Source organism: Marinobacter sp. (assembly GCF_052094685.1).
In the GTDB taxonomy this organism is placed as follows: domain Bacteria; phylum Pseudomonadota; class Gammaproteobacteria; order Pseudomonadales; family Oleiphilaceae; genus Marinobacter.
This window is the reverse complement of sequence record NZ_JBQDKB010000014.1, coordinates 1-24,230: the sequence shown is the minus strand read 5'-3', so window position 1 is coordinate 24,230 and position 24,230 is coordinate 1. Positions and strand designations below refer to the sequence as shown.

The following is a 24,230-nucleotide window of genomic DNA, read 5'->3' as shown; positions in this document are numbered from 1 at the left end:
CTTCACACCTGGGTGGAATCGCCGCCTACTTCGTTAAAAATGGAGACATCGATGTTGCCATTTTTCAGCGTTTCTCGCCCACTGATTGCCACTCGGCTTTCGTTAACAAACGCGGCCATCACTTCATCAAAGATCTCAGCCGAAAACGAACATACGTGGTCTTTGTGATCGGAGGTTTGGCGAAGAGTGAACGTGAAATTGTCGCGGTCCATTTCCGATACCAGGCCTTCCAGAGTGGTGATTTTTTCTTCTTTTGTTCTCACGGCCTGAAGCACTCTTTTTACGCGTTTGGATGTTTCTCGGCCAAGCCGATAGGTTTCATCGCCTTTCCCTAAAATGGTTCCGCCCACCTCAAACTCTGTAACAATGCCTGACAACGGTGGTACCAGTTTTTCAAGCGCTTCCAGAAGCTCAATTTCAAGAGTTTCAAGCTCGGAATCGTTATCGTCGCTGCCTTCTGAACGGCGAATAGCATGTGCCAGGGCACTGCCAATTTGATGCATTTCCGCATCTGCGTCGTCTTGCAGCAGGCACTCCTGCGATTCTTCAGGAAGACTGAACGCCACTTCGAAGCTGTTGTAGGCAAAGTGTTGCACGGGCAGATCGTACAAACGCTTTCTGGAATTACTAACACGGCCTTGTTTGGCGGGCTCTTTGTACACGTGGGCAGCGGCTTTTCTTAAAGCGGTGCTGGCCCCCTCAACGACTTGCCGGATTACGCTGGAAGGCACCGTGCCAGCTGATAGCCCCTCGCCGATGGCGCGTAAACGAAATGCCGGTTGCAGGTGAGGCCAAAGCATTCGCTCTTTCTCTGGCAACACGGATTCAGGCAAGCCACTCAGGGTTGTTCGCCAGGCGTTTTGGGGCTCCAGCGCATGATTAGCCTCCAACACCCATACTAGAGGTTGGTCTACCGCTTTTCGGACGGTGACAATGCCGTTTTCAAGCTGGCTGACAATTTCATCGTTGGTAGGTGCCACCAAATAGCGAGCACGCTGGTCATCTTCGTCTACCAGCATAACCAAAGCTGTACACAACCCGGTTTCAGCGGTGAACAGTCGTGGGCCGTCAACGTCTATTAAAACATCGAGAATTTCAATGTTTTGAAAATTACTGGGGTCACAAGTAAGACCTTTGATTTGCCAGTCCATTGTTAACCCTCGCTGCTGACTGTGAAGGCGGCGGCGCGTTCAACTTCTTCAAATGGCCACCAGGTCACATGTGATGGCCTTAGCTTCGCCGGTGTAGGCTTGATCTTACCGTGTTCGGCCGTCAACTCACCACGAAAAATCAACTTGCCCAGCTTTGGAAAAATACCCGTCAGGTGTTGAGCCTCTGAAATGTCACGAAAAACCGACAAGCCGTGCCGCATGCAAGGGTCGCCTTTTGATGACTTACCGAGCTCGGCATGGGACTGGAAGTCTCCTGGGGCTGGCGGATTCTCTCGGCAAATTCGGTACACAACGCCTTCGGCCGGCGGTGCATCATCAGGCGGGCAACACTCGGGCCACTGTTTTGGAAAGCCTGCCATGGCCTTTATTCTCCTCGGATAATAGCTTTGTTAAACAAGATGATGGCGGTGTGAGGTTGTGCCGTCAACAATTGTGCGAATGTTTGTCGCTGGCCTTGGGTGGGGTCTGACCTCGAGGGGTTCGCCCCCTTTGTAGCCTGCTTACTTCGCGGACTTGTAGGCGTAGTTGTAGTAACCGTAGCCGCCATAGCCATAGTTAGAGGCTTTCTTTTCTACGGCGTTAAAGATCACACCCTTCACTTCTATGCCGTTTTGTTCAAAGCGGCGTTTGGTGAGTTCCAGCTCTTTAGCGGGGTTAGTGCCAAAGCGTGCGACCAGCATGGTGGTGCCTGCATGCTTGCCTACGATGGCTGGGTCGGTTACGGCAAGGATAGGCGGGGTGTCTACGATGACCAGGTCGTAGTTGGCGCTGGCTTGTTTCAGGAACTCGTCAAAGCGTTTGCTCATCAGCAGTTCAGACGGGTTAGGCGGTACGGTGCCGCGGCTGATGAAGTCCAGGCCTTCTACGCCGCTGTGTTCGGTGGCTTCTTCTACTGTTACTTTGCCGGCCAAAAGGTCCGACAGGCCTTTGTGGTTGCTTACGCCGAAGACATCGTGGGAGAAGCCGCGGCGCATATCAGCATCCACCAGCAGCACCCGTTGGTTGGCCATGGCCATGACGGCGGCCAGGTTGACGGAGACAAAGGTTTTGCCCACGCCAGGGCTGGGGCCGGAGATCATCAGGATGTTGTTGCGGGCGTCCATCATGCCGAAGTGCAAGCTGGTGCGCAGGCTGCGCAGGCTTTCAACCGCTAGATCTGCGGGGTTGGCAACGGCCAGAAGTCCGGATGTGTGTTCCTTTCGGCCCCGTTTCTTTTTGGCCATCTGTTCCTGGGTGTCAGACAGCGGCACGGTGGCGTATACCGGCAGGCCGAGCTTTTCGATGTCGTCCGGGTTCTCGATGCCGCGGTTCAGCATGGCCCGCACCAGTACGATGCCGGTGCCAATCATACCGCCCAGCAGCAGGGCTACGGCGGCGATCAGGGCGCGCTTGGGTTTTACCGGGGCCTGGGTGTTTACCACGGCGTCGTCCACTACCCGTACGTTGCCCACGGTGCCGGCCCGGGCGATGTCCAGTTGCTGGATGTTAGAGAGCATTTGCAGGTAGATTTTGTTGCCCACTTCCACATCACGGCGCAGGCGTACCAGTTCTTGCTGGGTTTCTGGCAGGCGGCCGATGCGGGCGTCCAGTTCGGCGCGGCGGCCTTTGAGTTCCGCCATTTGTGAGGCCCAGGCCCGGTAGCGCGGGTGGGTGGGCTGAAAGCGTTGTTCAATTTCGGCGCGCTGGAATTCCAGCTGAGAGATCTGGGCTTCCAGGTTGACGATCTGGTCCAGCACTGCCGAGGCTTCGGCGCTGATGTCGATGGTTTCTTCCTGCACCTGGTAGTTATTGAACTTCTCTTCGGCGGCTTCCAGTTCCTGCTTTACTTCCGGCAGGGTTCTTCGCAAGAATTCCAGGGACTGGGCGGCTTCGGCGCTGGCCCGTTCTACGTTCTGTCGGACGTAGTTCTGGCCCACTTCGGCCAGCACCTGTTCGGCCATAGCGGGGTTGGTGTGTTCGTAGGCCAGCTCGATGATGCCGGAGCCTTTGCCTTTTTCGCTAGCGGATACGCCCCTTTGCAGGTCCATGGTGGCGGCGTATTGGCTGCGTTTGCTTACGTTGAAGCGGGTGCCGGGGCGGGCAATGAGTTCGGCAACCATCAGGCCGTAGCCGTTGGCGTCTGCCGGGGTGTCGGTTTGGCCTTCCAGTACCAGCTCTTCGTCTTCGTTAAACAGCTGCCAGCTGTTGTTGCCGCCGGCTACCAGTGTGAAGGCGCCGGACCCGCCCGGTACGTCCATGCGGGTGATGGTGAGTTTTTCACCGCCCCAGGCGTAGCCTTCGCCCCATTTGGGTTGGGCCAGCTCGCCGGGTTCGCCACTGAAGCGGCGGGCCAGGGTGGCGCCTACTACGGGGAAATAATCCGGGCTGGTAACGATGTCCAGGTTCAGGTTGTCCACTACCTGGCCCAGTACCCGACGGCTTTTGATCAGTTCGATTTCAGTGCTGGCGCTGGAGGTGGTTTCCAGCAGGCCGCCCAGGTCTTCCATGCCCGGCAGGCCGCCTGTTTTCTCTTCTACCTGGATCAGGGCGTTGGCGCGGTATACCGGCGGTTGGATCAGGGCGTAGAACACGCCGATGGCGGTGAACACTACGGTTACGGCGGCAATCAGCCATTTGCCGTCCCACAGGGTGCCGATCAGGGCCAGCAGGTCTATTTCGTCGTCTTGTGTGGTTGCGATGCTGGTTGTTGTGTTGTCTGTCATGTAATTCAGTTACCCAGGTATTTGAGCCAGCTGTCGCAGGCTTGGTCGATCAGTTTGTAGGCGTGTTCGAAGGCGGGGCGCTGTTGCCGGTAGGGGTCTGGTACCGGCTGGTTGTTCTGCCATTTGCCCAGCAGGAAGGCGCGGCCGCGGATTTGCGGGGCGATTTCGTGCAGGCGCTTCAGGTGGCCGTCTTCCATGGCCAGTATCAGGTCGGCACTGGCCAGCATCTCTTGTGTTACTTGCCGGGCCCGGTGGAGGCTTGCGTCTATGCCCTGCTCTTGCATCAACTCTAAGGCGGTGTCGTCGGCGGGTTTATCGACCAGTGCGCCGATGCCCGCCGAGTGTACGTGTTTGTTGGTTCCTTCAGGCAGCCGGGCCCGAAGCAGATATTCTGCCATGGGGCTGCGGCATATGTTGCCTACGCATACGATGAGGATGTTGTTGAACATGCGGTGTTGTGTTTAGTTGGTCAGTTCACGTTCGGTGATGGAGCCGTAGTACAAGGTCTGCATGCTTGGCAGGATTTGTGCGATCAGGCGGTTCCAGCGGGCGATGGGTGCGGCGGTTACGTATACGATGTCCCGCGCTTGCAGGGTGAACTGGTCTGCCAGTACCAGGGCGGTGGCGTTGCGGGCGTGCAGCTGGTACACATCGGCAATTTTGTCGCTGCCTTCGGCGGCCTGGCGCAGTACGAAGATGCCACTGGCATCGGCGGTGGCTTGGGCGAAGCCGCCGGCATCGGCCAGGGCTTCTGCCAGGGTGATGTCGGAGCGGCCGATGTTCAGGCTGGTGGGTTTGCCCACTTCGCCCAGCACAAAGATTTTGGCGGCGTCGTTACGGGCCACGTGGATGATGTCGTTGGGGCGCAGCAGGAGGTTTTCCCGGGTGTCGCCCTGGCGGTACAGGTCCCGCAGGGAGTAGCGTTTGGTTTCGCCGTTGCGGGTGAGGGTTACGTTCGTCCAGTCTGCCGCATCGTTTAGGCCGCCAGCGTTGCTGACGGCTTCCAGCAGGGTAAGCGGTACGTTGGTGATGGGCTGGGTGCCGGGTTTGTTCAGTTCGCCAGTCATGTACACGCGCTTAGAGCGGAACGAGGCCACGGTTACGTCTACCTGTGGCGAGGCAATGTATTTGGCGAGTTCTTTGCGCAGGATGTCGCGGATTTCGGTGACTTTTAATCCGGCGACTTTGATTTCGCCCACGTAGGGGTAAAAGATGGTGCCATCGCTGTGCACCCAGTTGCCTGCTTCAGACGGGCTTCGGTCTGAACCGGCGGGAATGGTGAGTTCCGGGTGGTCCCATACGGTGATGTTGAGTATGTCGCCCCGGTTTACGGTGTAGTCGTAATCCTGGATTTCCAGTTCCAGCTGGTGGTTGAACACCGGCGTAGTTTCCGGCTTGGCCATTTGTTCCTGGAGCAGTTTGGGGGTGATGGTGTGAATGTTAACCATCTCTTCCAGGTCTGCAGGCTGGTTGTCGTCGCTGGCTTTCCAGCCGGAGCTGCCAGAGGGTATATGGGCGCCGGGAATCATGGCGCAACCGCCAAGGCTAAGTACCATTACCAGTGTGATTAACGATTTCATCCGGTGCGAGGTTTCCATTTCAGGTGCGTTAGAATCGGTAGGTCCATCTGGCGCTTGCAGACCACTGGTCTTGCTCGCCTGATGGCAGTTTTATTTTCTTGTCGGTGCCTTGTGCGTTCAGCTGCAGCCGGCCGTTCAGTATGTTGGTGCCGTAGCCCAGGTTCAGGATGCCAAGCTTCTGGCTGGTGGCCGGGATAAAGTAGCGGGTGCCCTGATCGGGCATGGCTGCCCGCATAGCGCCGTCCGCATTAAGCTCGGCGTAGCTTACTGAGGCGGAGAGTTCGGTGCCATTGTCAAAGAACTGGAAAGCACCCAGGGTGACGGATTCCGCATCGCTGTCGAAGCTGCTGGCCATGTTGCGACCATAGTGACGGTAGCCGGTGTTATAGATGCTGTGTTCGTAGCTTACGTTAGGCATGGCATCGCCCAGGAAGTCATCGGCGGTGGTGTTGCTGTATTCCAGGAACCACTGCTGGTCTGTGTTGAACAGGCCAGTGGTCCAGTCTGTGCCCAGCAGCCAGGATTTGCGGGCGGGGAAGGCACCGGCTTCGTCTTCGCCCATCATCTGGGCGTACAGGCCCATGGATTGGTTGCCCAACGCGAAGCCGTAGCGCACATCTACACTGCCAAGCTGGTTGCCGGGTTCTTTATTCGGGCCGAGCTGGCCGTTGTCTTTGCCGATGAGGGCGTTCCAGAGTGTGGAGGCGTCTTCCGGGCGCCCTTCGCCACCCATCTGAATGGCGCGGGACAGGCCGATATCCAGGCCTTGTATCGGGCGGAAGGTGAAGCGCATGCCGATGAGTTTGGCGTTGTCTATGGTGCGCTTGTCCTGATACTGGCCGGCGAACACGGTGAGGTTCCAGGGGCCGATCCAGCTGAGCCATTTGGAGGATGGCGCCAGGTCCCGCTTGCGGTTGAGCCATACGGCGGGCATAGGCCGGGCGTTGTTGGACAGGATCAGGCTGGACTGCCAGCCCGGGCCCCACCAGCGCTCGATGGCGCCAGCGCCCAGCACCCAGTTGCCAAGTGTACCGGCCAGGTAGCTGCCGTCGTAGCGGTATTGTTCGTCGTCGGTGGGGTTGGCCACTAAGGTGGGCGACAGGCCGACGGCAAAGTGTTCGCCCTGCCATTGCCAGTCCAGCGTGGCCTGGCCTTCTTCCTGCCGCGCATTGCCGAAGCCTTGTACCAGGGGCTGCTCGGTACTGCCTGCCAGGGTGAGTTCAGTTTTGGTGCCAGAACGGAACTGTGCCTGCTGTTCGGCATTCAGATAGGCCATAGCGCCTGCGGTGGCGGTTGGGTCTGAGGTAACGCTGGGATTGATGTCTTGCGCCACCGTGCTCCACATCACCGGCCAGGTGGATACCGTACGGTCGAAATGGCCGCGGTCTGCCAGCTTCTGCAGGGCAAAACGCGCACGGCTGTCGCCGGGTTCAATCCAAGGGGAGGCATAAGTGGCGGTGGTGGTAACAATGCCGACCAGGCACGCTACCGCCCCACCGACCCGAGTCCAGTGCGTTAAGGGCATACGATTTACTTTTTTAGTGCAGGGAAGAAAGCCAAAAAAGGAAGGCCCTAACGCGATCCCTGTCAGGTTTCTGAAAAAATTACTATTCCGAAGCAGCGAGGGATTCTACTAGAAGCTGCGTGACAAACAAGTGACAATTACTTTTGCATGCAAATAATCAATGAGTTACCAACGTAAACTTTTGTAAAAGGCTCAATATGGGGTCAGCCCCCATACATTTGATAGCTCTAAATGCACCCAGACCTACGTTTAGCTTAAGACCGAATTGCCGACACCGGCACACTCACCCGCTGTTGTTTCTGCATAAAGCTGATGAGCACAATGGCGCGTTCTTCGCCATCATAAGCTTGGAAAATTGCCCCTAGGCCTTTGAACGGGCCTTCGTCTAACTCTAACGCCTGCCCTGCTTTAATACCGCCCCGCTCCGCCACTTTGCCCATACTGGCTTTGATGTGTTCGATTACGACATCTGCAATCGCCGCGGGCTTGTTGGCAAAACTGACAATGCGCAGCACGCCACGGGTAGAGCGCAGCTTCGCCCAAGCTGGGTCTGTTTGCTCCAGATTTATAAACAGGTAGCCGGGAAACAACGGCTCCAGCTTTTGGGTACGCTTTCCGGCTTTAATTTTCTCTACCTGTACTTTCGGGTAGAAGCAGGCAATATCCTGATTCTGCAGGTGTGCCAGAGCCCGATCGCCTTGTGCAGGCTTGTGTTGAAGTGCGTACCAAGTCATGGGCGGGGAATGTACCAGTTTCCCGCTGCAATGAAATAAGGGTTAAGCACATCCTCCTTGCCATAGCGCAACACTGTGCCATCCAGTGTGTTCACACTACCCCCTGCCGCAAGCAACACAGCATGAGCTGCGGCCGTATCCCATTCGCTGGTAGGTCCCATGCGCGGGTAGAGATCTGCGTGGCCTTCGGCGATTCTGCAGAATTTGAGGGAGCTGCCTGCCTGAAGTGTTTTGTGAGGGCCAAGCGCTCTTATGAAATCGCGGGTCTCATCATTCATGTGGTTTTTGCTGGCGACCACCCGAACGGTATCGGGCAACTCGGCCACTCTAATGCGATGTTCCCGGCCTGTTCGGTCACGCTTATACGCGCCATCACCCTTTATGCCCCAATACGCCTCTTTTAATGATGGGGCAGTGACCACGCCCAGTACCGGCTCACCATCTTCAATCAGCGCTATGTTCACCGTAAATTCGCCTGTACGCTGGGTGAACTCTTTGGTGCCGTCAATGGGGTCAACCAACCAGAAGCGCCGCCACTGTTTGCGCTCCTCCCAAGGGGCTTGGGCGCCCTCTTCCGAGAGAACAGGAATATCCTGGCTGATATTGCGCAGGCCTCTTACAATGACCTCATGGCTGGCCACATCCGCCGCTGTAATGGGCGATTCGTCTTCCTTGTAGCTCACTTTGAAATCAGATTGGTAGATATGAAGCACCTTTTCACTGGCTTCGTCCGCTATTCTGATTACATCGGGGAGCATTGTGCTGTAGTGCATGCGTTGCATCCTTGTGTAGACAACTTCTTTGCGCGCTGGGGGCAATAGTAACATTTTGTCAGCCAAAGAATTCTGGACTGGACTTATGGGGACTTTCGGTCGCAATTTGGTATAGACTTTCGGGCCGGAAATGGTTAAACCGACAGCAACTTACCGCTTTGCTCGAGTGGGGTTTGAGAGCAGCCGCATTGCTTTTTGGCTTTGCCTTGCTGTTTTCAGCAATTGGCACGGCCCAAGGCCAACCCTTATCGCTTCCAGGCATACCCGGGTTTTCGGGGCCGGCAGAGAAGAAAGAAGCGTCGCCCGAGGAGCCGGGAATCCCTGGTAAAGCAACTCAAGTCGATTCAACAGGGGCTACAGGCGGAATCGTCAAAAGCCGCAAAGAAGGCTTCCGGTGGCAAGGGGTTGCTGGGCGCCTTGGCGATTTTCTTTGATGAGACAGCCAACGCAAGCGGTGCTACAGATACCCCGCTGAGCAAGTGGAAAACACATTTTCGCAATGCCTACAGCGCGGCGGAAAAACTGCTCGCCAGCGCGCTGGCTTTAATCTTTAGCATAATCGCCGCCCTTCTGAGCTTTTTTCTGATTATTCGGAACCGACGCCCGGTGACTCACCTGATTCGCAACCGACCCTACACACAACGCATGGACCAAGGTGTAGGGCGAGAAGTAACTGCCCTGCTCGCCCGGCTTTGGCATATCCCGATGCTGCTGGCGATCAGCGCTTCGGTGGTTGCGGTGTTTGTCAATGGTGGGGAGGCTGATGCAGCTCTGGACAAAGCCATGATTTCCGCGTTACTGCTGGCCCTAACTCTCGCCCTGCATGCTTGTTTCTAGGCTATGCCTGTCCATGCTTGTTTTAATAATCTGGATATGGAAATCCGGCACTTCCAAGCTGAACAGAAGCGATATGCAGAATCTGAAGCCGGTTCAAAACTGAACCAACCATTGGGTATCGTTACCCATATTGCGCCTATACCTTCACCCACCAAACCGTCTGCACCTACACCTTTAAAAGTCGTGACCGGGCTTTTTCTAGATGGCACTTTGAATAACGTTGACAACGTTCAGGCATACCTTAAACGGGTGGACGATGAGTGTGTGGCACCATTGCATGACAATCCCGAAAAACTGAAAGAGTGCCAGACAAAATTGCGGTTGATGCTAGGTGAGAGTTATGCAAATGGGCCGACGAACGTTGTTAAACTGTTCGATTTATATCAAGAGCGCAATATTCCAAAAGGTACTGATAGCACGGTAATCCTCAAAGCTTATGAACCTGGTGCGGGCACTAAAACGGGAGCTTCAGACTCTTTAGAGGGGATGGCGACAGGCCTTGGCGATACGGGCGTTCCTGCGCAAGTGCAGCGGATTTTTTCTGAAATAGCCAGCCAGATAATGCTAGCCATTTCCCGCAGCCCCACTTATCAACTCACTATAGATTTATTCGGTTTTAGTCGTGGCGCCGCAGCGGCTCGGCACGCTGCTAATGAAATACTGAAAGGCCAAGCAGGTCAATTGGGGCAAGCTCTTGCAGCTCAACAGGTTGGATGGCCACAATCAATAAGTATCCGCTTTCTTGGGCTATTTGATACGGTTGCCGGTATCGTTAACTTGTCTACTTTAGATTTTTCCCCCGGCAACAACCGTAACAGTCCAGTGCAACTCTATGTTGACCCGAATAAGATTGAGCATGCGGCACACCTGGTCGCGCAGCATGAAAAGCGTGCTAACTTTGCGTTGGACAGCATTAAAAATACGGATGGAAGTCTGCCTTCAAACTTCAGAGAAATTACCTTGCCAGGTGCACATTCCGATATTGGCGGCGGTTATCACGATGTGCAAACAGAAGACGTATTACTTCATCCAAGCCTGGACATCCGCGGATCCAGCACACGCTGGCCCCACCAGACTATGGAATGGGACAACTTGAAAGCATTGGAAAAGCAAATCAAATCTGAAGGCTGGATTGGCGAATATAGCTTGCCGCTACCCAATGGAAGCCCTCCAACTCTTGCTCTTGAAGAAAAGCGTTCAGCACACCCCTCGCCGGATGGAAAAGTTACGTTATCGCTGAGGATGACACGACAGATTAAAGGGGAATATTCGCGCATTGCACTGCGGTTAATGTATTTGCTGGCTGGAAATGCTGGAGTGCCCCTAAAGCAAATTCCAGTAAATAAAGGGCTCGATATTCCCGAAAATCTTAACCCCGCATATCTGCATTTTCGTAACGAAGTAACCGTTAACATGAATGACTGCCCAGAACTGCCTTCACCACTTGCAAGCGTAGTTAAGCAGCGCTACACGCATCACTCCGATCATTACAACTTGCTTGAAGGGCTGTTGTTTAATCAAATCACAAAGCTTGAATTCCCTTTTGATAGCCTGGCTCCATTCCGGTCATTTTCCTCACGTGAACGAACCGCTTATCCTAACCGAGAGCCTGAGTAATACGATGCAAAATTTATCACTATCAATCTTAGTCTCTTTGCTACTTTTCGGCTGCAGTTCATTTTCCTCAGAAAAAGAGGATGACGTCACTTGGCGCTTTCAACTAGCAACGCCCGCACATTATGACGTGTGGGTGGAACACTTGGAGTTTGAGCGGTCTGGCGTTCGTCACTGGTATCATCCCGCTGGCAGCATGGGCTGTTGCTGGACAGGCCCAACAGGGCCAAGGGGAATTGCTGGTCGAATGGAACCATTCCCTAACTTTATCGGCATTCAGTGGTTTTCTTTTGCAGAGCAAAAGTTTTATCAACGATTAATTATCGTCCCTGCAGAATGGCAGGATCTCATGCGAGCACCCGCTCGTTACGAGACATCACTTGGTGAGTTTTTTGCTCCACGAAATACCCTTACCTTTGGTCTTGCGCCTGGAGGGGAAATTGTGGTCTGGATCATGAACCAAATCGGTAACGAAATAGAGATCGCCCGGCTGCAGGCCAACGAAATCGAAGGCAATCCAGAAGATTACGCACCGCTGATGCCAGAATACTTGGAGGAGAGCGGCGCTTACCTGAAACAACACGGTGTTCCAACAGATGGGTGGTAATGATACCTCGCAAATCTGATCCCAATCCAACCTTCTCACGTGAACGGATCATTTATCCTAACCGAGAGCCTAAGTCAGACCATGAAAACCTTGTCACTATCAGCCTTGGTCTCTCTTTTTCTTTGCGGCTGCAGCTCGTTGTCTTCAGAAAAAGAAAGACCTGTGGATTGGTATTTTCAAATCGCCACGCCAGCACATTATGACGTGTGGGTAGAAAACATAGAATTTGAAAGGTCAGGTGTTCGTCACTGGTATCACCCTGCCGGATCTTTAGGTTGTTGCTGGAAGGGGCCTAATGGTCCTCGTGGTATAACCGGGGGCATGGAGCCATTTCCTAATTTTATTGGCATTCAGTGGTTTTCTTTTGCAGAGCAAAAGTTTTATCAGCGGTTAATAATCATTCCTGATGAGTGGCAGGAACTCATGCGGGCGCCAGCTCGCTATGTGACTTCACTTGGTGAGTTTTACGGGCCGCGTAATATTTTGGCTTTAGGCCTAGCTCCGGGAGGGGAAATTGTGGTTTGGATAAAAAACCAAATCGGTAACGAAATAGAAATCGCCCGACTGCAGGCTAACGAAATCGAAGGCAATCCAGAAGATTACGCACCGCTGATGCCAGAATACTTGGAGGAGAGCGGCGCTTACCTGAAACAACACGGTGTTCCAACAAATAAATGGTAATGATACCTCGCTAATCTGATCACCACTTCAAAATAGGAGGCACTTCTTCAGGATTAGCTGACTACTACACCAAGAGAGTGTCTGCCTATAAATGCTCCAGGCACTGGCAAGCACCACAGCTAGGCCGTGCCTGTCCATAACACCTATTGAACACGCATCAAGCTGATGCTATAAATGATGCACTTAATCATCAATAAGGATACAGACAAAACCATGCGCACCACCGTAACTATCGACGAAAAGCTATACCAGCAGGCTCTAGACATGGCTGATCCTGGCATGGATAAAGCAGAACTGTTTCGGGAAGCGATTAAGATGTTTGTAAGAGTTCGCGCTGCCAAACGCTTGGCGGCCTTGGGTGGTTCTGAGATCGACATGCCGGCTATCCCTCGCCGCCCTGACAATACCCCAACGCCGTGAACGTACTGGTTGATACCTCCGTTTGGGTTGATCACTTCCGCAACCGCAATACAGAGCTCACCGAACTATTGCTCTCTGACAGAGCGCTCACCCACCCTATGATCGTTGCCGAACTTGCCTGCGGCACACTACCTGCGCCGCGCACTCAAACCCTAGCCGATATCGGCTTACTTCAGCCTGCAACCCAGGCAAATCTGGATGAAGTAAGGGCGTTAATTGAGCGGGATCAGCTTTATGGACTAGGCTGTTGTTTGGTGGATATCGCACTGTTGGCGTCTACCTTAATCACACCTGAAGCTAGGCTATGGACCCTAGACAAGCGGCTTGCAAGCTTGGCGTCGCGATTCGATATAGACTTCCAAAGCAAAAGTGGTTGCCCTCCGACCTAATACTCAAAAGTTAATCACTCAAAAGGTGCTCGTATATGAAACTTCGCTTCCTCGGCGGCACCGGCACGGTAACCGGCTCGCGCTATCTATTATCCGATGACAAACACCGCGTATTGGTTGATTGCGGCATGTACCAGGGCGTTAAAACCTTGCGCCGCAGGAACTGGGCGAAGTTTCCTGTAGACCCCAGCACCATCGATGCGGTGGTTCTTACCCACGCTCACATAGACCACACCGGCTACTTGCCGGCGCTGGTGAAAAACGGCTTTAAAGGCAAGATTTACTGCACCCATGGCACCCACGATTTGTGCAAGGTGCTGCTTCCGGATGCAGGCCATCTGCAGGAAGAAGATGCCAGGTACGCCTTCCGCAAGAAATTCTCGAAACACGAACACCCGGAGCCCCTTTTCAGTGTGAAGGATGCCTGGGAAGCCTTGGAACACTTTGAATCGTTGCACTACCACGAAACCTTTGAGCCGGTGAAAGGCTTTGAAGTGACCTTTACCCCTGCAGGGCACATTCTGGGCTCCGCTTGCGTGCACGTTCACCATAAGGCCGATGACCGCACGGTTGTGTTCAGCGGTGATGTAGGCCGGCAGAGCGACCCCATCATGCGCCCGCCAGAGCCGATCAAAAAAGCCGATGTGCTTGTGTGCGAATCCACTTACGGCGACAGACTGCACGAGGAAACCGACCCGGAGACCGAGCTGGCAGAGATTATCACCCGCACCGCAGGCCGCGGCGGTATTGTATTGATGCCCGCTTTTGCCGTTGGCCGCGCGCAGATGCTGCTCTATGTGATTCACAAGATCATGAAGGAAGGGCGCATCCCCAAACTCCCTGTATACCTCAATAGCCCCATGGCCATCAAAGCCACAGAGATTTTTTGTAAGCATCATAAAGAGCACAAGCTGAGTGCCAGCCAGTGTGAGGTGATCGACAGCCATACCAAATTCGTTCGCACCGTGGATGAATCCATCAAGCTGGATTCTGTGCGCACCCCCTGTGTGATTGTCTCTGCCAGTGGCATGGCCAGCGGTGGTCGGGTTCTGCACCATTTGAAAACTCTGCTGCCAAACAACAGGAATAGCGTTGTGTTCGCAGGCTTTCAGGCACCGGGAACCCGGGGCGACAGGCTAGTTGCAGGCGTAGAGTCTATAAAAATTCACGGGGAGTACTGGCCAGTTGAAGCCGAGATACACAATATGAGCTCTCTCTCCGCCCACGGCGACTATAATGAACTGCTGCAGTGGCTTGAGCAGGGAGCACTTGAGCCACAGAAAGTGTATGTTACCCACGGCGAGGCGCTGGCCAGTGATATAATGCGCAAGCGGATTAACGAGAAGTTTGGATGGGACGCTCAGGTGCCAGATTTGTTTGAAGAGGTTAAGATTTGAAGTTGATCGCACTGCTTTTTGGCTTTGCCTTGCTGTTCTCAGCCGTTGGCACTGCCCAAGGCCAGCCCTTATCCCTACCCGGTATACCCGGGTTTTCAGGGCCGGCAGAAAAAGAAGAAGCGTCGCCAGAGGAGCTGGGGGCGTCTCTTGAGATAACCATTCAGGCCCTGCAAGACGATGAGAGCCGGGAATCTCTGGTAAAGCAACTCAAATCCATTCAGCAAGGGTTGCAGGCAGAATCCTCACAAGCCGCACAAAGGGCTTCCGGTGGCGAAGGGCTACTGGGTGCCCTTGCGGTGTTCTTCGATGAAACCGCTAACGCAAACAGCTCTGCAGACACTCCACTGGGTAAGTGGAAAACAAACTTTCGCAATGCCTACAGCGCCGCCGAAAAGCTACTAGACAGCGCATCGTTTCGCGTGCTCGCGGAGACCATTGCCGGGCTTATAGCGTGGATGGCGGCCGTTTATGGCCTTACCCGCTTGGCCCGCTTATTTTTTGCATGGCAGGGCTGGCCACTGCAAATGCCACGGCATGCCAGGCCATGGATGCTAATCGCTCACTTTGTGCGGCGGATTTTGCCTTGGCTAATTACCTTTACCGCTCTGCTGATGGGGTTACCCACCTTTGGTATGTCTGAAGGTGGGCAAACCACCATACTTATCCTGGCCTACGCGGCCTTGAGCGCTCGGGCACTGACGTCACTGTTTGATGTAATGATTTCGATTTTCTCCAGCGGCCACCGGCTAACGGCCGTGATGATCTTGCGCCGGCGAATGCTGCTTCCTCTGTTCATAATCGGCGTACTCTTCGCCCTTGAGGACGCACTGGGCACCACCGAGCTCACGTCGCAGCTAGGTTCGGAACTGGCCAGTGCGCTGGCTCTTGTCTTCAGCGTAATCGCCGCCCTTCTGAGCTTTTTCCTGATTGTTCGAAACCGACGCCCGGTTACTCACCTGATTCGTAACCGCCCTTACAAACAGCGTGCGAACCAAGGCGTATGGCGGGAAGTGACCGCCCTGCTCGCCAGGCTTTGGCACATACCAATGCTGCTGGCGATCAGCGCCTCTGTGGTGGCTGTTTTTGTAAATGGTGGGGAGGCCGATGCCGCGTTAGGCAAAGCCATGATCTGCGCGTTACTGCTGGCCCTGACTCTTGCCTTGCAAGGGTTGATTGGCATTCAAGAAAACCGCCCAAGCCACCAGGCTCTTAGCAATTTCAGTCGCAGGCTTGTGAAATTTGGCTACCGCTTAATACAGACGACCGCATGGCTGGTATTTTTTGAGCTGATCTTGCAGATATGGGATTTGTCGCTTCTAGGCCTGGCAGGAAAAACGCCGATCAGCAAAGGCCTGGCTGGCAGCCTCATCGGCGTGATGCTTACCGGGCTTCTTGCCAACCTAACCTGGATATTTGTGGATGAGCTTCTAGAAAGAGCCATGCGCGGTGGCGATCGCAAGAAGAGGATAAACCCGGCGAGAGCACAAACTATTCTGCCCATTGCCCGAAACACCCTGCTGATAACCATCCTGATTATTGCCTCATTGGTTGGCCTATCCACCCTGGGTGTCGACGTAACCCCATTATTGGCAGGTGCGGGCATTATCGGGCTAGCGGTCGGCTTTGGCGCCCAGACGCTTGTTCAGGATTTGATTACAGGCTTATTCATTGTGGTTGAAGACTCTATGTCCGTTGGCGACTTTGTAGAAATCAACGGTTTCATGGGAACCGTAGAAGGCTTCAACCTGCGCACGGTGCGCTTGCGGGATCTGGAAGGGATTGTTCACCACATTACCTTCAGCAAAATCAGCTCTATTCACAACATGTCTCGCCAATTTGGCATCGCACTGCTCAAAATCCGGATTCCCCGTGAACTGCCCATTGATGACGCCATTCTCCTGATGACAGAGACCGCTGAGGAACTGCGCACACAGCCGGATATGCGGTGGCTTATCTGGTCACCGCTTGAAATGCAGGGCATACATTCATTTGAAGAAGGCTGCCCAGTGTTGCGCATGCGGATGCGAACGAAACCGGAGTATCAGTGGGATGTTTCCAGAGCCTTTAACCTGCTGCTGAAACGCAACATGGAAGCAAGATACATTGACGTTGCGGCGCCGAGGATTAGTGTTCAGATGGATGCGGAAGGGGGTAGCCGCTCGCCGTTGATAGAGGGGCGGGCGACGGATGGGGTGTGATTTTGGGGTGGGTAGCTATGGTCAAGATTGATCTACTCCACTAACAAATCGTCTATATCTACCTGCAGCCCCCCGCCGAACTCTCAGCAAGGGATCATCGCCGGTAATCAAACAGCCAACAATGTTAGTGGGTATCACTTCGCCTTCCCCACTGACGAGCTCAACCATAGTTTCTCTAAAAACCATCACCATCCATCTAACTGAATGCCCTGCTCCGTTAGATAGTCGCCATGCTTATTCAAATAATCTTTCGTGCGGGTTTTATAGCGAAAGGCCTCGCCTTCAATTTCATTGGCCTGAAGGCGAGCAATTTCTATTTCATTGCCGATTTGGTTTTTTATCCAAACCACAATTTCTCCACCCGGCGCCAACCCCAAGGTCAGGATGTTACGCGGGCCTGAAAACTCACCAAGTGACGTAACATAGCGTGCCGGAGCGCGCATGAGATCCTGCCAATCATCAGGAATCGAAATCAGCCGCTGATAGAACGCTTGCTCCGCAAATGAAAACCACTGAATTCCAATAAAGTTAGGAAACGGCTGCATACCCCCGGTTATTCCTCGTGGGCCATCAGGCCCTTTCCAACAACAGCCTAAAGAGCCAGCAGGGTGAGACCAGTGCCGGACACCCGATCGCTCAAGCTCCAGGTGCTCCACCCAAACGTTATAATGCTTGGGTGTGGCCAGCTGAAAATGCCATTTCACAACATCTTCTTTTTCTGAAGAAACAGCACTGCAACCAGTAAGTAACAGAGAGGTCAATAGTAAGATTGATAAAACTCGCATGGTGCTACTCGTGGACCAAGTTAAAATGAATTGTGCGTTCACGGGAGGAAGCCGGTCGGAATGGAGCTAAGCTGTCAAAAGGAAACTCAAACTTGGTAATTTGATCAAGCGCAAGCCCTTCCAACAAGTTGTAGTGATCGGAGTGATGAATGTAACGCTGCCGTATTAGATCACTTTGATCAAAGCCTAAAGATGGGGCGTCACTCCCAGCCTTGATTTGTTTCATAAAACTCTCGTAAATAGGCTTGAGCTCAGCAGGCAAATGCAATTCGCTTGTGTCTTCGTCAATATTGTCTAGCGGAAGACCTGCATTTTCAGCAAGCGCATGCATAAGCCATAACGCCACTCGCGAATACTCTCCTCTAATTTGCCGTACCATTCGTAGCGACAGCGTCACCGTCCCGTCCGGTGAGGGGTGCTCCGAGCGGCTTTCTTCTATGGCAAGAGCTGGGGAGGCTCCACCGGGCAACGGTAAGCTGTGACTGCCAATCCAGCGTTCCAATTCGACACGCTGCTTCAGCGTTTTCAGATTGTCCCATTCCATAGTCTGTTGTGGCCAACCTACATTGGAACCCCTGATATCCAAGCTCGGATACAGTAATACATCTTCTGTTTGCAGGTCATGATAGCCGCCACCAATATCAGAATGCGCACCAGGCAGCGCGATTTCTCTGGCGTTGGAAGGCAGGCCTCCATCGGCACCTCTTAAACTGTTGAGCGCAAAATTTTCACGCTTTTCGTGTCGAGCAACGAAATGTACAGTGTGCTCAATTCGATTTTGATCAACATAGAGTTGTACCGGGCTGTTGCGATCATTACTGGGTGAAATGTCTAGATTTGAAACGTTAACAATACCGGCCACCGTATCAAACAGCCCAAGAAACCGGATATTAACTGCCTGCGGCCAACCGACCTGAAAACTTCCAAGGACTTGCCCCAGCATGCCTTCAGGGCCTTTCAGTATTTCGTTGGCGGCATGTCGGGCTGCCGCAGCCCCGCGGCTAAAGCCAAAAAGATCGATGGTGAGCTCACGGGAGGCACGATTTGCGTTCAAATCTAATAATTGGATAGCCAATTTCGAAAAAAGCCTTTTCACCTGTGCTGGCACACCGCTATCACCCAAACCGGTAGCCACTCCCTCCAATGAATCCGAAGCCCCGGATTGAGTGCCAGCGCCAGGCTCATAGGCTTTAAGAGTGATCGTTTTTTCCGCTCCTTCAGAACTATTGCCGTCCTGATATAGGTCGAATAATTTAACCACATTCGTCGGTTCGCCTGCATAGCTTTCGCCCATCACTAGCCGCAGCCTGGCTAGGCACTCTTTCAACTTTTCTGGGCGATCACGTAAATGCGCCAAGCACTCACTCTCTACTCGTTTACGATAAGCCTGAATATTATCAACGTTATTCAGAGTGCCATCTAAAAAAAGCCCTGCCACGACATTTAGAGGCGCAGGCGCGGCTGGCTCAGCAGGTGACGATAAAAGCGCAATATGTGTGCCGGCACCTAATGACAGGTTCGGCCTTGAGTCGGCACCTGATTCAGCGTGCCTCTTTTTTTCAGCTTCATGATGCCGAATTTCCATATCCAGATTATTCGCATCAAGACGACCAACAGCACTAGCGAACGACAAATTGCGTGGGGTTATCTGGCGACTGTTCAGCGCATCAACTGCGGTTTTTATACTACTGAAACGTGAAACAGAATCTCCATTAAACCGCCAATAGCCGCGTGATGGAAAGCTATCATCAGCTTGCCAGGCCACCACTGGCAAAAGCAGCTCTGTATTCTGAAGATCATCATAAACAAGAAACAACTCTCCCCTGGCCACACGAGCAATCACGCTATGGGGATCAGAGTGGCCTGCCATGCCACCGATCTGGCTGGTATCTAATCGAGCACTGGCTGATGGAGAATTTAGCAGGCGCTTAACTTTCCTGCTGGCAAAATATGGAGATTCAATGAGCGGTAAATCACTCGCCCGCAAGCGATAGGGAGGCTTAAGTTGCATAACGTTCCTTGTTGATCAGTAAGCCGAGTCCGTGGCTTAGTTGCTCCATCACACTCGCCGAACAGGGCCTGGATAACGGGCCACCAGTTCATCGGCAGTGAGTACTAGAAAACCCTCGGATTCTGCTTGAGCAACCAGAATCCGATCGAAATCATCAGGAACCTTGAACTCACCCGCCATGAAACCATTCCGCCACGGCTTGCAGAAGGCCATATGCTGTGCCTGTCTATGATTACTCCACACTGCTCCATTTCGAACACAAGCAACACATTTATTGCCTTATACCAAAAAAGCATCTAATATGTTTCTCTCAATAAAAAAAGCAACAAGAGAGTTGACAGTTATGACATCTGTACTTCAACAACTTAAAAAACGACGACTGGCACTCGACCTAAAGCAGAGCGACATGATGTTGCGAGCCGGCATATCTCGCCAGCAATATCAGCGCCTGGAATCCAAAGGGAACCCCAGACTGGACACTTTGGAGCTCATAGCGCAGGCGCTCAGCAGCGAACTCATGCTTATCCCCAAAGACAAGCTTGGTGCGGTGATTGCCGTGCTGGAGCAAAAAGCATCAGATCAGACTAATGACCCAACCAGAGAAGGTGCCAATAAAAGCTTGTCTGACGATCCCTGGAAGGGCTTATTGAGGGATGATTGATGGATAATCGCCGCATGGACGAAATGAACGTACTCAAATTAACCTTGCATGACAGGTTGGTGGGCTATCTGGCAGGATTTCAAAACGGCCGAAACGTGCTGAGCTTTGCGGAAGAATTCACTAACGACACAAACCGCCCCACATTTAGCTTGATTACTCACCCAGCGTTTTCGCGCGCAAAAGCATTGATGGAAGAGCCTTGGGCAAGAAATCAAAGGCTGCACCCCGTATTATCTAACTTGCTTCCGGAGGGAGCTCTGAGAGAGCTGATTGCTAAAGGGCTCAAAGTTCACGTTGATAACGAGTTTCACATCCTGTCGTATCTTGGCGGGGACTTACCCGGCGCTTTGATCGCTGAGCCAATGGAGCCAGAACAAGTGCCTGCTAGTGTTTTGAGCACCCACGGCAAAGCCCGAGCCATTGAATTCAAGACTGCCTCCATGGCCAACAAGTTTTCACTGGCCGGTGTGCAAATGAAGTTTTCGATGAAGGAAAATTATGCGGTAACCACCGAATGGAGGAGCCCATGCGTATTGTTTTTACGCTGGTATTACTGCTTATCGTCATTGCGGTTACGGGCTACGCCCACTGGCAGCTGGCACGGCAGACCCCCACCCCATCGCAACGCTGGCTGGGCCACGTCCTGGTTGGGCTGGTAGCTATTGCCTTTGGGTGGGCAGTAGCCGGTGTTTATATGGGCGGGGAGGAAGGAGGTGGCGTGGCAGCCTTCCTGGTAGCCATCGGCGTGGCTCACCTGCCGCCAGCTATTGTGCTATTCCTGAAGAAACAACGAGATAAATAGCCAAATCGTTTCTATCGATGTTGTCAGGCGAGTGCTGGTCCATGTCATTTCTTGTATCAAAAGCCCAAAAACAGCATATCCAACGCCCCCGAAATTTCATCCTGCTGCTCAGTAAGACTACTAACGCCAGAACGCAATTCGTCTTCGGGCACAGCAGCCATGTACTGAGTGGCCATTACTACTTCTTGACCCTCAATGTTAAATACAGGATTCAGCCTCTGGGCGGGGAACGGCGCCGAAGATTTAGGCAAAAGCGGCACGACAACTCGAGTGTTCAGGCCTTTGAGGAGGTCTGATTGAACGTCCAGCAGATAGCCAGCCCCACCCTTATTTTCAAAGACATCGAAACGAGCCATCAGAACTGACGGTGTTGCGCGAGAGGCAAACCATTAGCTTCAACGTATGCGTTCGAGCTTGCCAGGGCTCTGGCATTTTCTTTCAGCCACTTCTCCTGCTTATGAACTTTCACAGCCTCCGCGATCCCCACCTCTGCGGACCGTGAGACATTGATCCCCAGGACTTTCGCCTCTTTGAGAAGAGCACTATCTATGGATAGGTTCGTTGGCTTTCGTATGGATTTGATAACTTCAGCAGCGTGCATGGGTTCAGTCCTCATGGGAAACGACGCTTACATTATATGCGCACACTTCTTGTGCATCAATCCTGCGCGGCGGCGAGCCTTGGCGCAGACGTAAGAGAATCCCACATGATTAAGCGTGCCCATGATTAAGCGTGCCTGTCCATAACCTATAATAAACGAGGAACAGCTCTCCCCTGGCCAATGGAGAATTTAACGCCTAACTCACGCGCTGGTCTGGAGCCCCAGAGCGGCGTAAAATCGGTTGCTGTGCAGCTGATTGTCAAATCTTTACATGTACGGTATGTTGTACAACACCAACACCCTGTACAGGAGCGATATTATGGATGCAATTAGCTACACAGCTGCCAGAACCAATTTAGCAAAAACCATGGATCAGGTCTGTGAAGACCGTTCGCCAATCATTATTACCCGGAGCAAATCCCAATCCGTGGTCATGATCTCACTTGAAGACTACGAAGCACTACAAGAGACCGCTTATCTTCTGCGTGCACCGAAGAATGCCCGCCGATTATTGGAATCCGTTGCAGAATTGGAGCAAGGCGGCGGGCAGGAAAAGGAACTTCTTGAATGAAACTCATCTTCTCCGAGAATGCCTGGGAAGACTATCTGTACTGGCAAAAAACCGACAAAAAGGCTCTTAACCGAATCAACAAGTTGGTTAAGGAAACCAAGCGCGAACCATTCGAAGGTATTGGTAAACCAGAGCCCCTAAAGCATAGTCTGGCTGGCTATTGGTCTCGCCGAATCAATGAAGAAGATCGCATGGTCTACAAGGTCACGGAAGACGCTCTGCTAGTCGTTCAGCTAAGGTATCATTACTAAATTTAACAGACGCTTAACTTTCTGTCTGGCCAAATATGGAGATTCAATGAGCGGTAAATCACACGCCCGCAAGCGATAGGGAGGCTTGAGTTGTATAACGTTCCTTGTTGATCAGTAAGCCGAGAAGTTATAGGTAACTCCAGGTAGCCGTTATCCATAAGCCCCCGCCTCAGTATATTGGGATTCACCTGAAAGTCTTGGCGGCCCCTGGAAAGGCTTATTGAGGGATGATTGATGGAAGAGCGCTGGGCAAGAAAGCAAAGGCTGCACCCAGCAAACCAAGCTGTGCCTGTCCATGATCTTCTACCTATTATTCCTTCATAATCCGGACAACGCGCTCGTCCATGCAACTACGCACAAACCGGTTCATTTTTTCCTGGTCACCCGAACTGTAGAACTCGAGCATCAGTTCATTAAACTCAAGTTGGCGCGATGCCGGAATATTAATGGCAGGGTACCCGCAGTTCAGCAGATGCCCATTCATCATAAAGCGGCCCATACGCTTGTTTACGTCGTAAAAAAATTGACAGCGAGCCGTGGTCAAAAATAAATGAATGGCCTGGTCATAAACATCCTCAAAGTCCGAAAGCTTGCTGACCATGCCCGCAAAAAGACCACCAAGCTGGCCGGCAGCCGGTGGCTCATAATCTGTTCCCGCGATTAGCACGCCGCCGGAACGAAAACGGCCCCACTCCAGCGCCTCCTCCTTGCCCGCAATACGATGCAAATCACAAGCGCAGCTTTGTGTTAACTTAAACTTCTGCTCCCTGACCAACCGGAACAGCTCTTTCCAGGTATCCGCCTGATTAGTAGCGATTTTCTGGTCACTGAGCCGGTGCCCACCAACGGTGATTCCCTGCATCAGCGTTTGCACTTCGGGTAGCGTAAAGTTGAGTCCTTCAAGCTGAACGGCATCATAAACAAAAACTGACACCTCACGATGAGCAAGCATTAACGCCCTATCGCGATTTGGTCGCATTGACCAGTGAAGATCAGCAGCTGGATACATATAAACGCCCGAGTGAGTACTGTTTCGCCTTAGGTTTCGCATGATACCAAAAATCAGGCAACTATAGGCGTTTGGCTAAGGCTGTGCCTGTCCATGATGATTATGCAATGATTGGTTTTCCATCTTCATAATTAACTATCTCAGCATCACCTTCTTCAAAACGGAAAGTTACTCACCAGTTACCACTAAGTGTCACCGACCAGACCCGGCGCGATTGCCGGACAATTCGTGCAACCGAAAATAAGCCGAAGCCTCTTCGCGTGAACAGCCTGAATCCCTACGGTGCTGCCGGACTTGAAGAACTTGGCCAAGCCCTTGTGTTTTAAGCTTCGAATCATTCTTTAATCGCGGCCACTAAGCCGTGCCTGATGTTTTCGTTGGTCTAGGGGAATAGAGCAACCGGATTGATGAGTTTGGAATTATGGTGTCAGGCTTGGCCGGGAGACTCGTCGTTTTTAAAACTAACTACCAGCCATCTGTAGGAATACCATGCTGGCTAATATAGTCGCCACTGCGTTCCAGATATTCCTCGGTGCGCACCTGATACTTCGACGTATCGCCCTCAATTTCATTAGCCTGGAAACGACCAACCTCAATGGCGTTGTCTGGTCGGTTAGAAATCCAAAGAACAACCTGACCGTTTGGTGTGGGGTGCTCCCGTAGGTCTTTGTGAATACTAAGCGAGGCAGGTTCACCCCCTTGTAAAGGGAGGCTTTGAGCCCCGACCCAACCTTCTGCATCTGCAGTCAGGCTTGTTGTGCCAGGCTATGTTGTGCCTGTCCATGATCGTTCTTTCTGGCTAAGTTTCCGAAGCAATAACACCGGCCGTTTCTTGTTGTTCGCGAGGTTTGTGTAGGGGAACGGCATAAGAGCAATCTGACCGGCACGCTTCATTGCCACTGCTCCTGCA

At 52.9% G+C, this 24,230-nt stretch carries 27 protein-coding genes; 12 read left to right on the top strand and 15 right to left on the bottom strand.

Annotated features, from left to right (window positions below):
• Nucleotides 1–2: 2 nt before the first annotated feature.
• The 8 genes from ACTH3S_RS04935 to cysQ form a co-directional block, all read right to left on the bottom strand.
• Nucleotides 3–1,151: a hypothetical protein gene (locus ACTH3S_RS04935; RefSeq protein WP_441807915.1), complete on the bottom strand. Its 1,149-nt coding sequence runs from the start codon at nucleotides 1,149–1,151 to the stop codon at nucleotides 3–5.
• Nucleotides 1,152–1,153: 2 nt separating this feature from the next.
• Entirely contained in the window at nucleotides 1,154–1,531 is a 378-nt protein-coding gene (locus tag ACTH3S_RS04930) for a hypothetical protein (RefSeq protein WP_441807914.1), read from the bottom strand.
• 141 nt (nucleotides 1,532–1,672) lie between these two features.
• Entirely contained in the window at nucleotides 1,673–3,874 is a 2,202-nt protein-coding gene (locus ACTH3S_RS04925) for a polysaccharide biosynthesis tyrosine autokinase (protein ID WP_441807913.1), read from the bottom strand.
• Between the two features lie 5 nt (nucleotides 3,875–3,879).
• Nucleotides 3,880–4,323, bottom strand: a complete 444-nt coding sequence (locus ACTH3S_RS04920) for a low molecular weight protein-tyrosine-phosphatase (RefSeq protein WP_441807912.1) — start codon at nucleotides 4,321–4,323, stop codon at nucleotides 3,880–3,882.
• A gap of 12 nt (nucleotides 4,324–4,335) precedes the next feature.
• Nucleotides 4,336–5,454: a polysaccharide export protein gene (locus ACTH3S_RS04915; RefSeq protein ID WP_441807911.1), complete on the bottom strand. Its 1,119-nt coding sequence runs from the start codon at nucleotides 5,452–5,454 to the stop codon at nucleotides 4,336–4,338.
• Between the two features lie 28 nt (nucleotides 5,455–5,482).
• Complete coding sequence (locus ACTH3S_RS04910; protein ID WP_441807910.1) at nucleotides 5,483–6,979, bottom strand: capsule assembly Wzi family protein; 1,497 nt, start codon at nucleotides 6,977–6,979, stop codon at nucleotides 5,483–5,485.
• 254 nt (nucleotides 6,980–7,233) lie between these two features.
• Nucleotides 7,234–7,713 carry a transcription/translation regulatory transformer protein RfaH gene (rfaH, locus tag ACTH3S_RS04905; protein ID WP_441807909.1) on the bottom strand — a complete coding sequence of 160 codons (480 nt, stop codon included), beginning with the start codon at nucleotides 7,711–7,713 and terminating at the stop codon, nucleotides 7,234–7,236.
• Nucleotides 7,710–8,486 carry a 3'(2'),5'-bisphosphate nucleotidase CysQ gene (gene cysQ, locus ACTH3S_RS04900; RefSeq protein ID WP_441807908.1) on the bottom strand — a complete coding sequence of 259 codons (777 nt, stop codon included), beginning with the start codon at nucleotides 8,484–8,486 and terminating at the stop codon, nucleotides 7,710–7,712. The genes rfaH and cysQ overlap by 4 nt, the downstream gene beginning before the upstream one ends.
• Before the next feature lie 222 nt (nucleotides 8,487–8,708).
• Between cysQ and ACTH3S_RS04895 the strand changes: the two genes are divergently transcribed.
• From ACTH3S_RS04895 to ACTH3S_RS04860, 8 genes are all read left to right on the top strand, one after another.
• The gene (locus ACTH3S_RS04895; protein ID WP_441807907.1) at nucleotides 8,709–9,323 is read left to right on the top strand and encodes a hypothetical protein; all 615 of its coding nucleotides are present in this window, start codon (nucleotides 8,709–8,711) and stop codon (nucleotides 9,321–9,323) included.
• 3 nt (nucleotides 9,324–9,326) lie between these two features.
• Entirely contained in the window at nucleotides 9,327–10,940 is a 1,614-nt protein-coding gene (locus ACTH3S_RS04890) for a phospholipase effector Tle1 domain-containing protein (protein ID WP_441807906.1), read from the top strand.
• 4 nt (nucleotides 10,941–10,944) lie between these two features.
• Nucleotides 10,945–11,544, top strand: a complete 600-nt coding sequence (locus ACTH3S_RS04885) for a DUF2931 family protein (protein ID WP_441807905.1) — start codon at nucleotides 10,945–10,947, stop codon at nucleotides 11,542–11,544.
• Between the two features lie 81 nt (nucleotides 11,545–11,625).
• Entirely contained in the window at nucleotides 11,626–12,225 is a 600-nt protein-coding gene (locus ACTH3S_RS04880; RefSeq protein WP_441807904.1) for a DUF2931 family protein, read from the top strand.
• Nucleotides 12,226–12,438: 213 nt separating this feature from the next.
• A complete protein-coding gene (locus tag ACTH3S_RS04875) occupies nucleotides 12,439–12,645 on the top strand; it encodes a type II toxin-antitoxin system VapB family antitoxin (protein WP_441807949.1) in 207 nt (68 codons plus the stop codon).
• Entirely contained in the window at nucleotides 12,642–13,034 is a 393-nt protein-coding gene (locus ACTH3S_RS04870) for a type II toxin-antitoxin system VapC family toxin (RefSeq protein WP_441807903.1), read from the top strand. Before ACTH3S_RS04875 ends, ACTH3S_RS04870 begins: the two co-directional genes overlap by 4 nt.
• Nucleotides 13,035–13,069: 35 nt before the next feature.
• Complete coding sequence (locus ACTH3S_RS04865) at nucleotides 13,070–14,431, top strand: MBL fold metallo-hydrolase (RefSeq protein ID WP_441807902.1); 1,362 nt, start codon at nucleotides 13,070–13,072, stop codon at nucleotides 14,429–14,431.
• Nucleotides 14,428–16,629 carry a mechanosensitive ion channel domain-containing protein gene (locus ACTH3S_RS04860; RefSeq protein WP_441807901.1) on the top strand — a complete coding sequence of 734 codons (2,202 nt, stop codon included), beginning with the start codon at nucleotides 14,428–14,430 and terminating at the stop codon, nucleotides 16,627–16,629. Before ACTH3S_RS04865 ends, ACTH3S_RS04860 begins: the two co-directional genes overlap by 4 nt.
• Before the next feature lie 185 nt (nucleotides 16,630–16,814).
• Here ACTH3S_RS04860 and ACTH3S_RS04855 read toward each other — a convergent pair whose 3' ends face one another.
• The 3 genes from ACTH3S_RS04855 to ACTH3S_RS04845 are packed head-to-tail and all read right to left on the bottom strand — an operon-like array spanning nucleotide 16,815 to nucleotide 19,605.
• A complete protein-coding gene (locus ACTH3S_RS04855) occupies nucleotides 16,815–17,456 on the bottom strand; it encodes a DUF2931 family protein (protein WP_441807900.1) in 642 nt (213 codons plus the stop codon).
• Nucleotides 17,419–19,425: a phospholipase effector Tle1 domain-containing protein gene (locus ACTH3S_RS04850; RefSeq protein WP_441807899.1), complete on the bottom strand. Its 2,007-nt coding sequence runs from the start codon at nucleotides 19,423–19,425 to the stop codon at nucleotides 17,419–17,421. The genes ACTH3S_RS04855 and ACTH3S_RS04850 overlap by 38 nt, the downstream gene beginning before the upstream one ends.
• Nucleotides 19,426–19,473: 48 nt before the next feature.
• On the bottom strand, nucleotides 19,474–19,605 hold the full coding sequence (locus ACTH3S_RS04845) for a hypothetical protein (RefSeq protein ID WP_441807898.1): 132 nt from the start codon (nucleotides 19,603–19,605) through the stop codon (nucleotides 19,474–19,476).
• A gap of 163 nt (nucleotides 19,606–19,768) precedes the next feature.
• Here ACTH3S_RS04845 and ACTH3S_RS04840 point away from each other — a divergent pair, with 163 nt between their 5' ends.
• A complete protein-coding gene (locus tag ACTH3S_RS04840) occupies nucleotides 19,769–20,086 on the top strand; it encodes a helix-turn-helix domain-containing protein (protein WP_441807897.1) in 318 nt (105 codons plus the stop codon).
• Nucleotides 20,086–20,745, top strand: coding sequence for a HipA N-terminal domain-containing protein (locus tag ACTH3S_RS04835; protein ID WP_441807896.1), 660 nt, complete (start codon nucleotides 20,086–20,088; stop codon nucleotides 20,743–20,745). The genes ACTH3S_RS04840 and ACTH3S_RS04835 overlap by 1 nt, the downstream gene beginning before the upstream one ends.
• Before the next feature lie 199 nt (nucleotides 20,746–20,944).
• Here ACTH3S_RS04835 and ACTH3S_RS04830 read toward each other — a convergent pair whose 3' ends face one another.
• Nucleotides 20,945–21,244 (bottom strand): CcdB family protein, encoded by a 300-nt coding sequence (locus ACTH3S_RS04830; RefSeq protein WP_441807895.1) that lies wholly within the window; start codon nucleotides 21,242–21,244, stop codon nucleotides 20,945–20,947.
• Nucleotides 21,244–21,489, bottom strand: coding sequence for a type II toxin-antitoxin system CcdA family antitoxin (locus ACTH3S_RS04825; protein WP_441807894.1), 246 nt, complete (start codon nucleotides 21,487–21,489; stop codon nucleotides 21,244–21,246). Before ACTH3S_RS04825 ends, ACTH3S_RS04830 begins: the two co-directional genes overlap by 1 nt.
• Before the next feature lie 319 nt (nucleotides 21,490–21,808).
• Here ACTH3S_RS04825 and ACTH3S_RS04820 point away from each other — a divergent pair, with 319 nt between their 5' ends.
• A complete protein-coding gene (locus tag ACTH3S_RS04820; protein WP_018402812.1) occupies nucleotides 21,809–22,060 on the top strand; it encodes a type II toxin-antitoxin system Phd/YefM family antitoxin in 252 nt (83 codons plus the stop codon).
• On the top strand, nucleotides 22,057–22,311 hold the full coding sequence (locus ACTH3S_RS04815) for a Txe/YoeB family addiction module toxin (RefSeq protein ID WP_441807893.1): 255 nt from the start codon (nucleotides 22,057–22,059) through the stop codon (nucleotides 22,309–22,311). The genes ACTH3S_RS04820 and ACTH3S_RS04815 overlap by 4 nt, the downstream gene beginning before the upstream one ends.
• 310 nt (nucleotides 22,312–22,621) lie before the next feature.
• Here ACTH3S_RS04815 and ACTH3S_RS04810 read toward each other — a convergent pair whose 3' ends face one another.
• Nucleotides 22,622–23,290: a Fic family protein gene (locus ACTH3S_RS04810; RefSeq protein ID WP_441807892.1), complete on the bottom strand. Its 669-nt coding sequence runs from the start codon at nucleotides 23,288–23,290 to the stop codon at nucleotides 22,622–22,624.
• 495 nt (nucleotides 23,291–23,785) lie between these two features.
• Nucleotides 23,786–23,917 (bottom strand): hypothetical protein, encoded by a 132-nt coding sequence (locus tag ACTH3S_RS04805; RefSeq protein ID WP_441807948.1) that lies wholly within the window; start codon nucleotides 23,915–23,917, stop codon nucleotides 23,786–23,788.
• Nucleotides 23,918–24,230 lie beyond the last annotated feature (313 nt).

Bases quoted from the DNA above. Each gene is read 5' to 3' on its own strand.
- ACTH3S_RS04935 (WP_441807915.1), bottom strand. From the start codon at position 1,151: ATGGACTGGCAAATCAAAGGTCTTACTTGTGACCCCAGTAATTTTCAA.
- ACTH3S_RS04930 (WP_441807914.1), bottom strand. From the start codon at position 1,531: ATGGCAGGCTTTCCAAAACAGTGGCCCGAGTGTTGCCCGCCTGATGAT.
- ACTH3S_RS04925 (WP_441807913.1), bottom strand. From the start codon at position 3,874: ATGACAGACAACACAACAACCAGCATCGCAACCACACAAGACGACGAA.
- ACTH3S_RS04920 (WP_441807912.1), bottom strand. From the start codon at position 4,323: ATGTTCAACAACATCCTCATCGTATGCGTAGGCAACATATGCCGCAGC.
- ACTH3S_RS04915 (WP_441807911.1), bottom strand. From the start codon at position 5,454: ATGAAATCGTTAATCACACTGGTAATGGTACTTAGCCTTGGCGGTTGC.
- ACTH3S_RS04910 (WP_441807910.1), bottom strand. From the start codon at position 6,979: ATGCCCTTAACGCACTGGACTCGGGTCGGTGGGGCGGTAGCGTGCCTG.
- rfaH (WP_441807909.1), bottom strand. From the start codon at position 7,713: ATGACTTGGTACGCACTTCAACACAAGCCTGCACAAGGCGATCGGGCT.
- cysQ (WP_441807908.1), bottom strand. From the start codon at position 8,486: ATGCACTACAGCACAATGCTCCCCGATGTAATCAGAATAGCGGACGAA.
- ACTH3S_RS04890 (WP_441807906.1), top strand. From the start codon at position 9,327: ATGCCTGTCCATGCTTGTTTTAATAATCTGGATATGGAAATCCGGCAC.
- ACTH3S_RS04885 (WP_441807905.1), top strand. From the start codon at position 10,945: ATGCAAAATTTATCACTATCAATCTTAGTCTCTTTGCTACTTTTCGGC.
- ACTH3S_RS04880 (WP_441807904.1), top strand. From the start codon at position 11,626: ATGAAAACCTTGTCACTATCAGCCTTGGTCTCTCTTTTTCTTTGCGGC.
- ACTH3S_RS04875 (WP_441807949.1), top strand. From the start codon at position 12,439: ATGCGCACCACCGTAACTATCGACGAAAAGCTATACCAGCAGGCTCTA.
- ACTH3S_RS04865 (WP_441807902.1), top strand. From the start codon at position 13,070: ATGAAACTTCGCTTCCTCGGCGGCACCGGCACGGTAACCGGCTCGCGC.
- ACTH3S_RS04850 (WP_441807899.1), bottom strand. From the start codon at position 19,425: ATGCAACTTAAGCCTCCCTATCGCTTGCGGGCGAGTGATTTACCGCTC.
- ACTH3S_RS04845 (WP_441807898.1), bottom strand. From the start codon at position 19,605: ATGGCGGGTGAGTTCAAGGTTCCTGATGATTTCGATCGGATTCTGGTT.
- ACTH3S_RS04840 (WP_441807897.1), top strand. From the start codon at position 19,769: ATGACATCTGTACTTCAACAACTTAAAAAACGACGACTGGCACTCGAC.
- ACTH3S_RS04835 (WP_441807896.1), top strand. From the start codon at position 20,086: ATGGATAATCGCCGCATGGACGAAATGAACGTACTCAAATTAACCTTG.
- ACTH3S_RS04830 (WP_441807895.1), bottom strand. From the start codon at position 21,244: ATGGCTCGTTTCGATGTCTTTGAAAATAAGGGTGGGGCTGGCTATCTG.
- ACTH3S_RS04825 (WP_441807894.1), bottom strand. From the start codon at position 21,489: ATGCACGCTGCTGAAGTTATCAAATCCATACGAAAGCCAACGAACCTA.
- ACTH3S_RS04820 (WP_018402812.1), top strand. From the start codon at position 21,809: ATGGATGCAATTAGCTACACAGCTGCCAGAACCAATTTAGCAAAAACC.
- ACTH3S_RS04815 (WP_441807893.1), top strand. From the start codon at position 22,057: ATGAAACTCATCTTCTCCGAGAATGCCTGGGAAGACTATCTGTACTGG.
- ACTH3S_RS04810 (WP_441807892.1), bottom strand. From the start codon at position 23,290: ATGCGACCAAATCGCGATAGGGCGTTAATGCTTGCTCATCGTGAGGTG.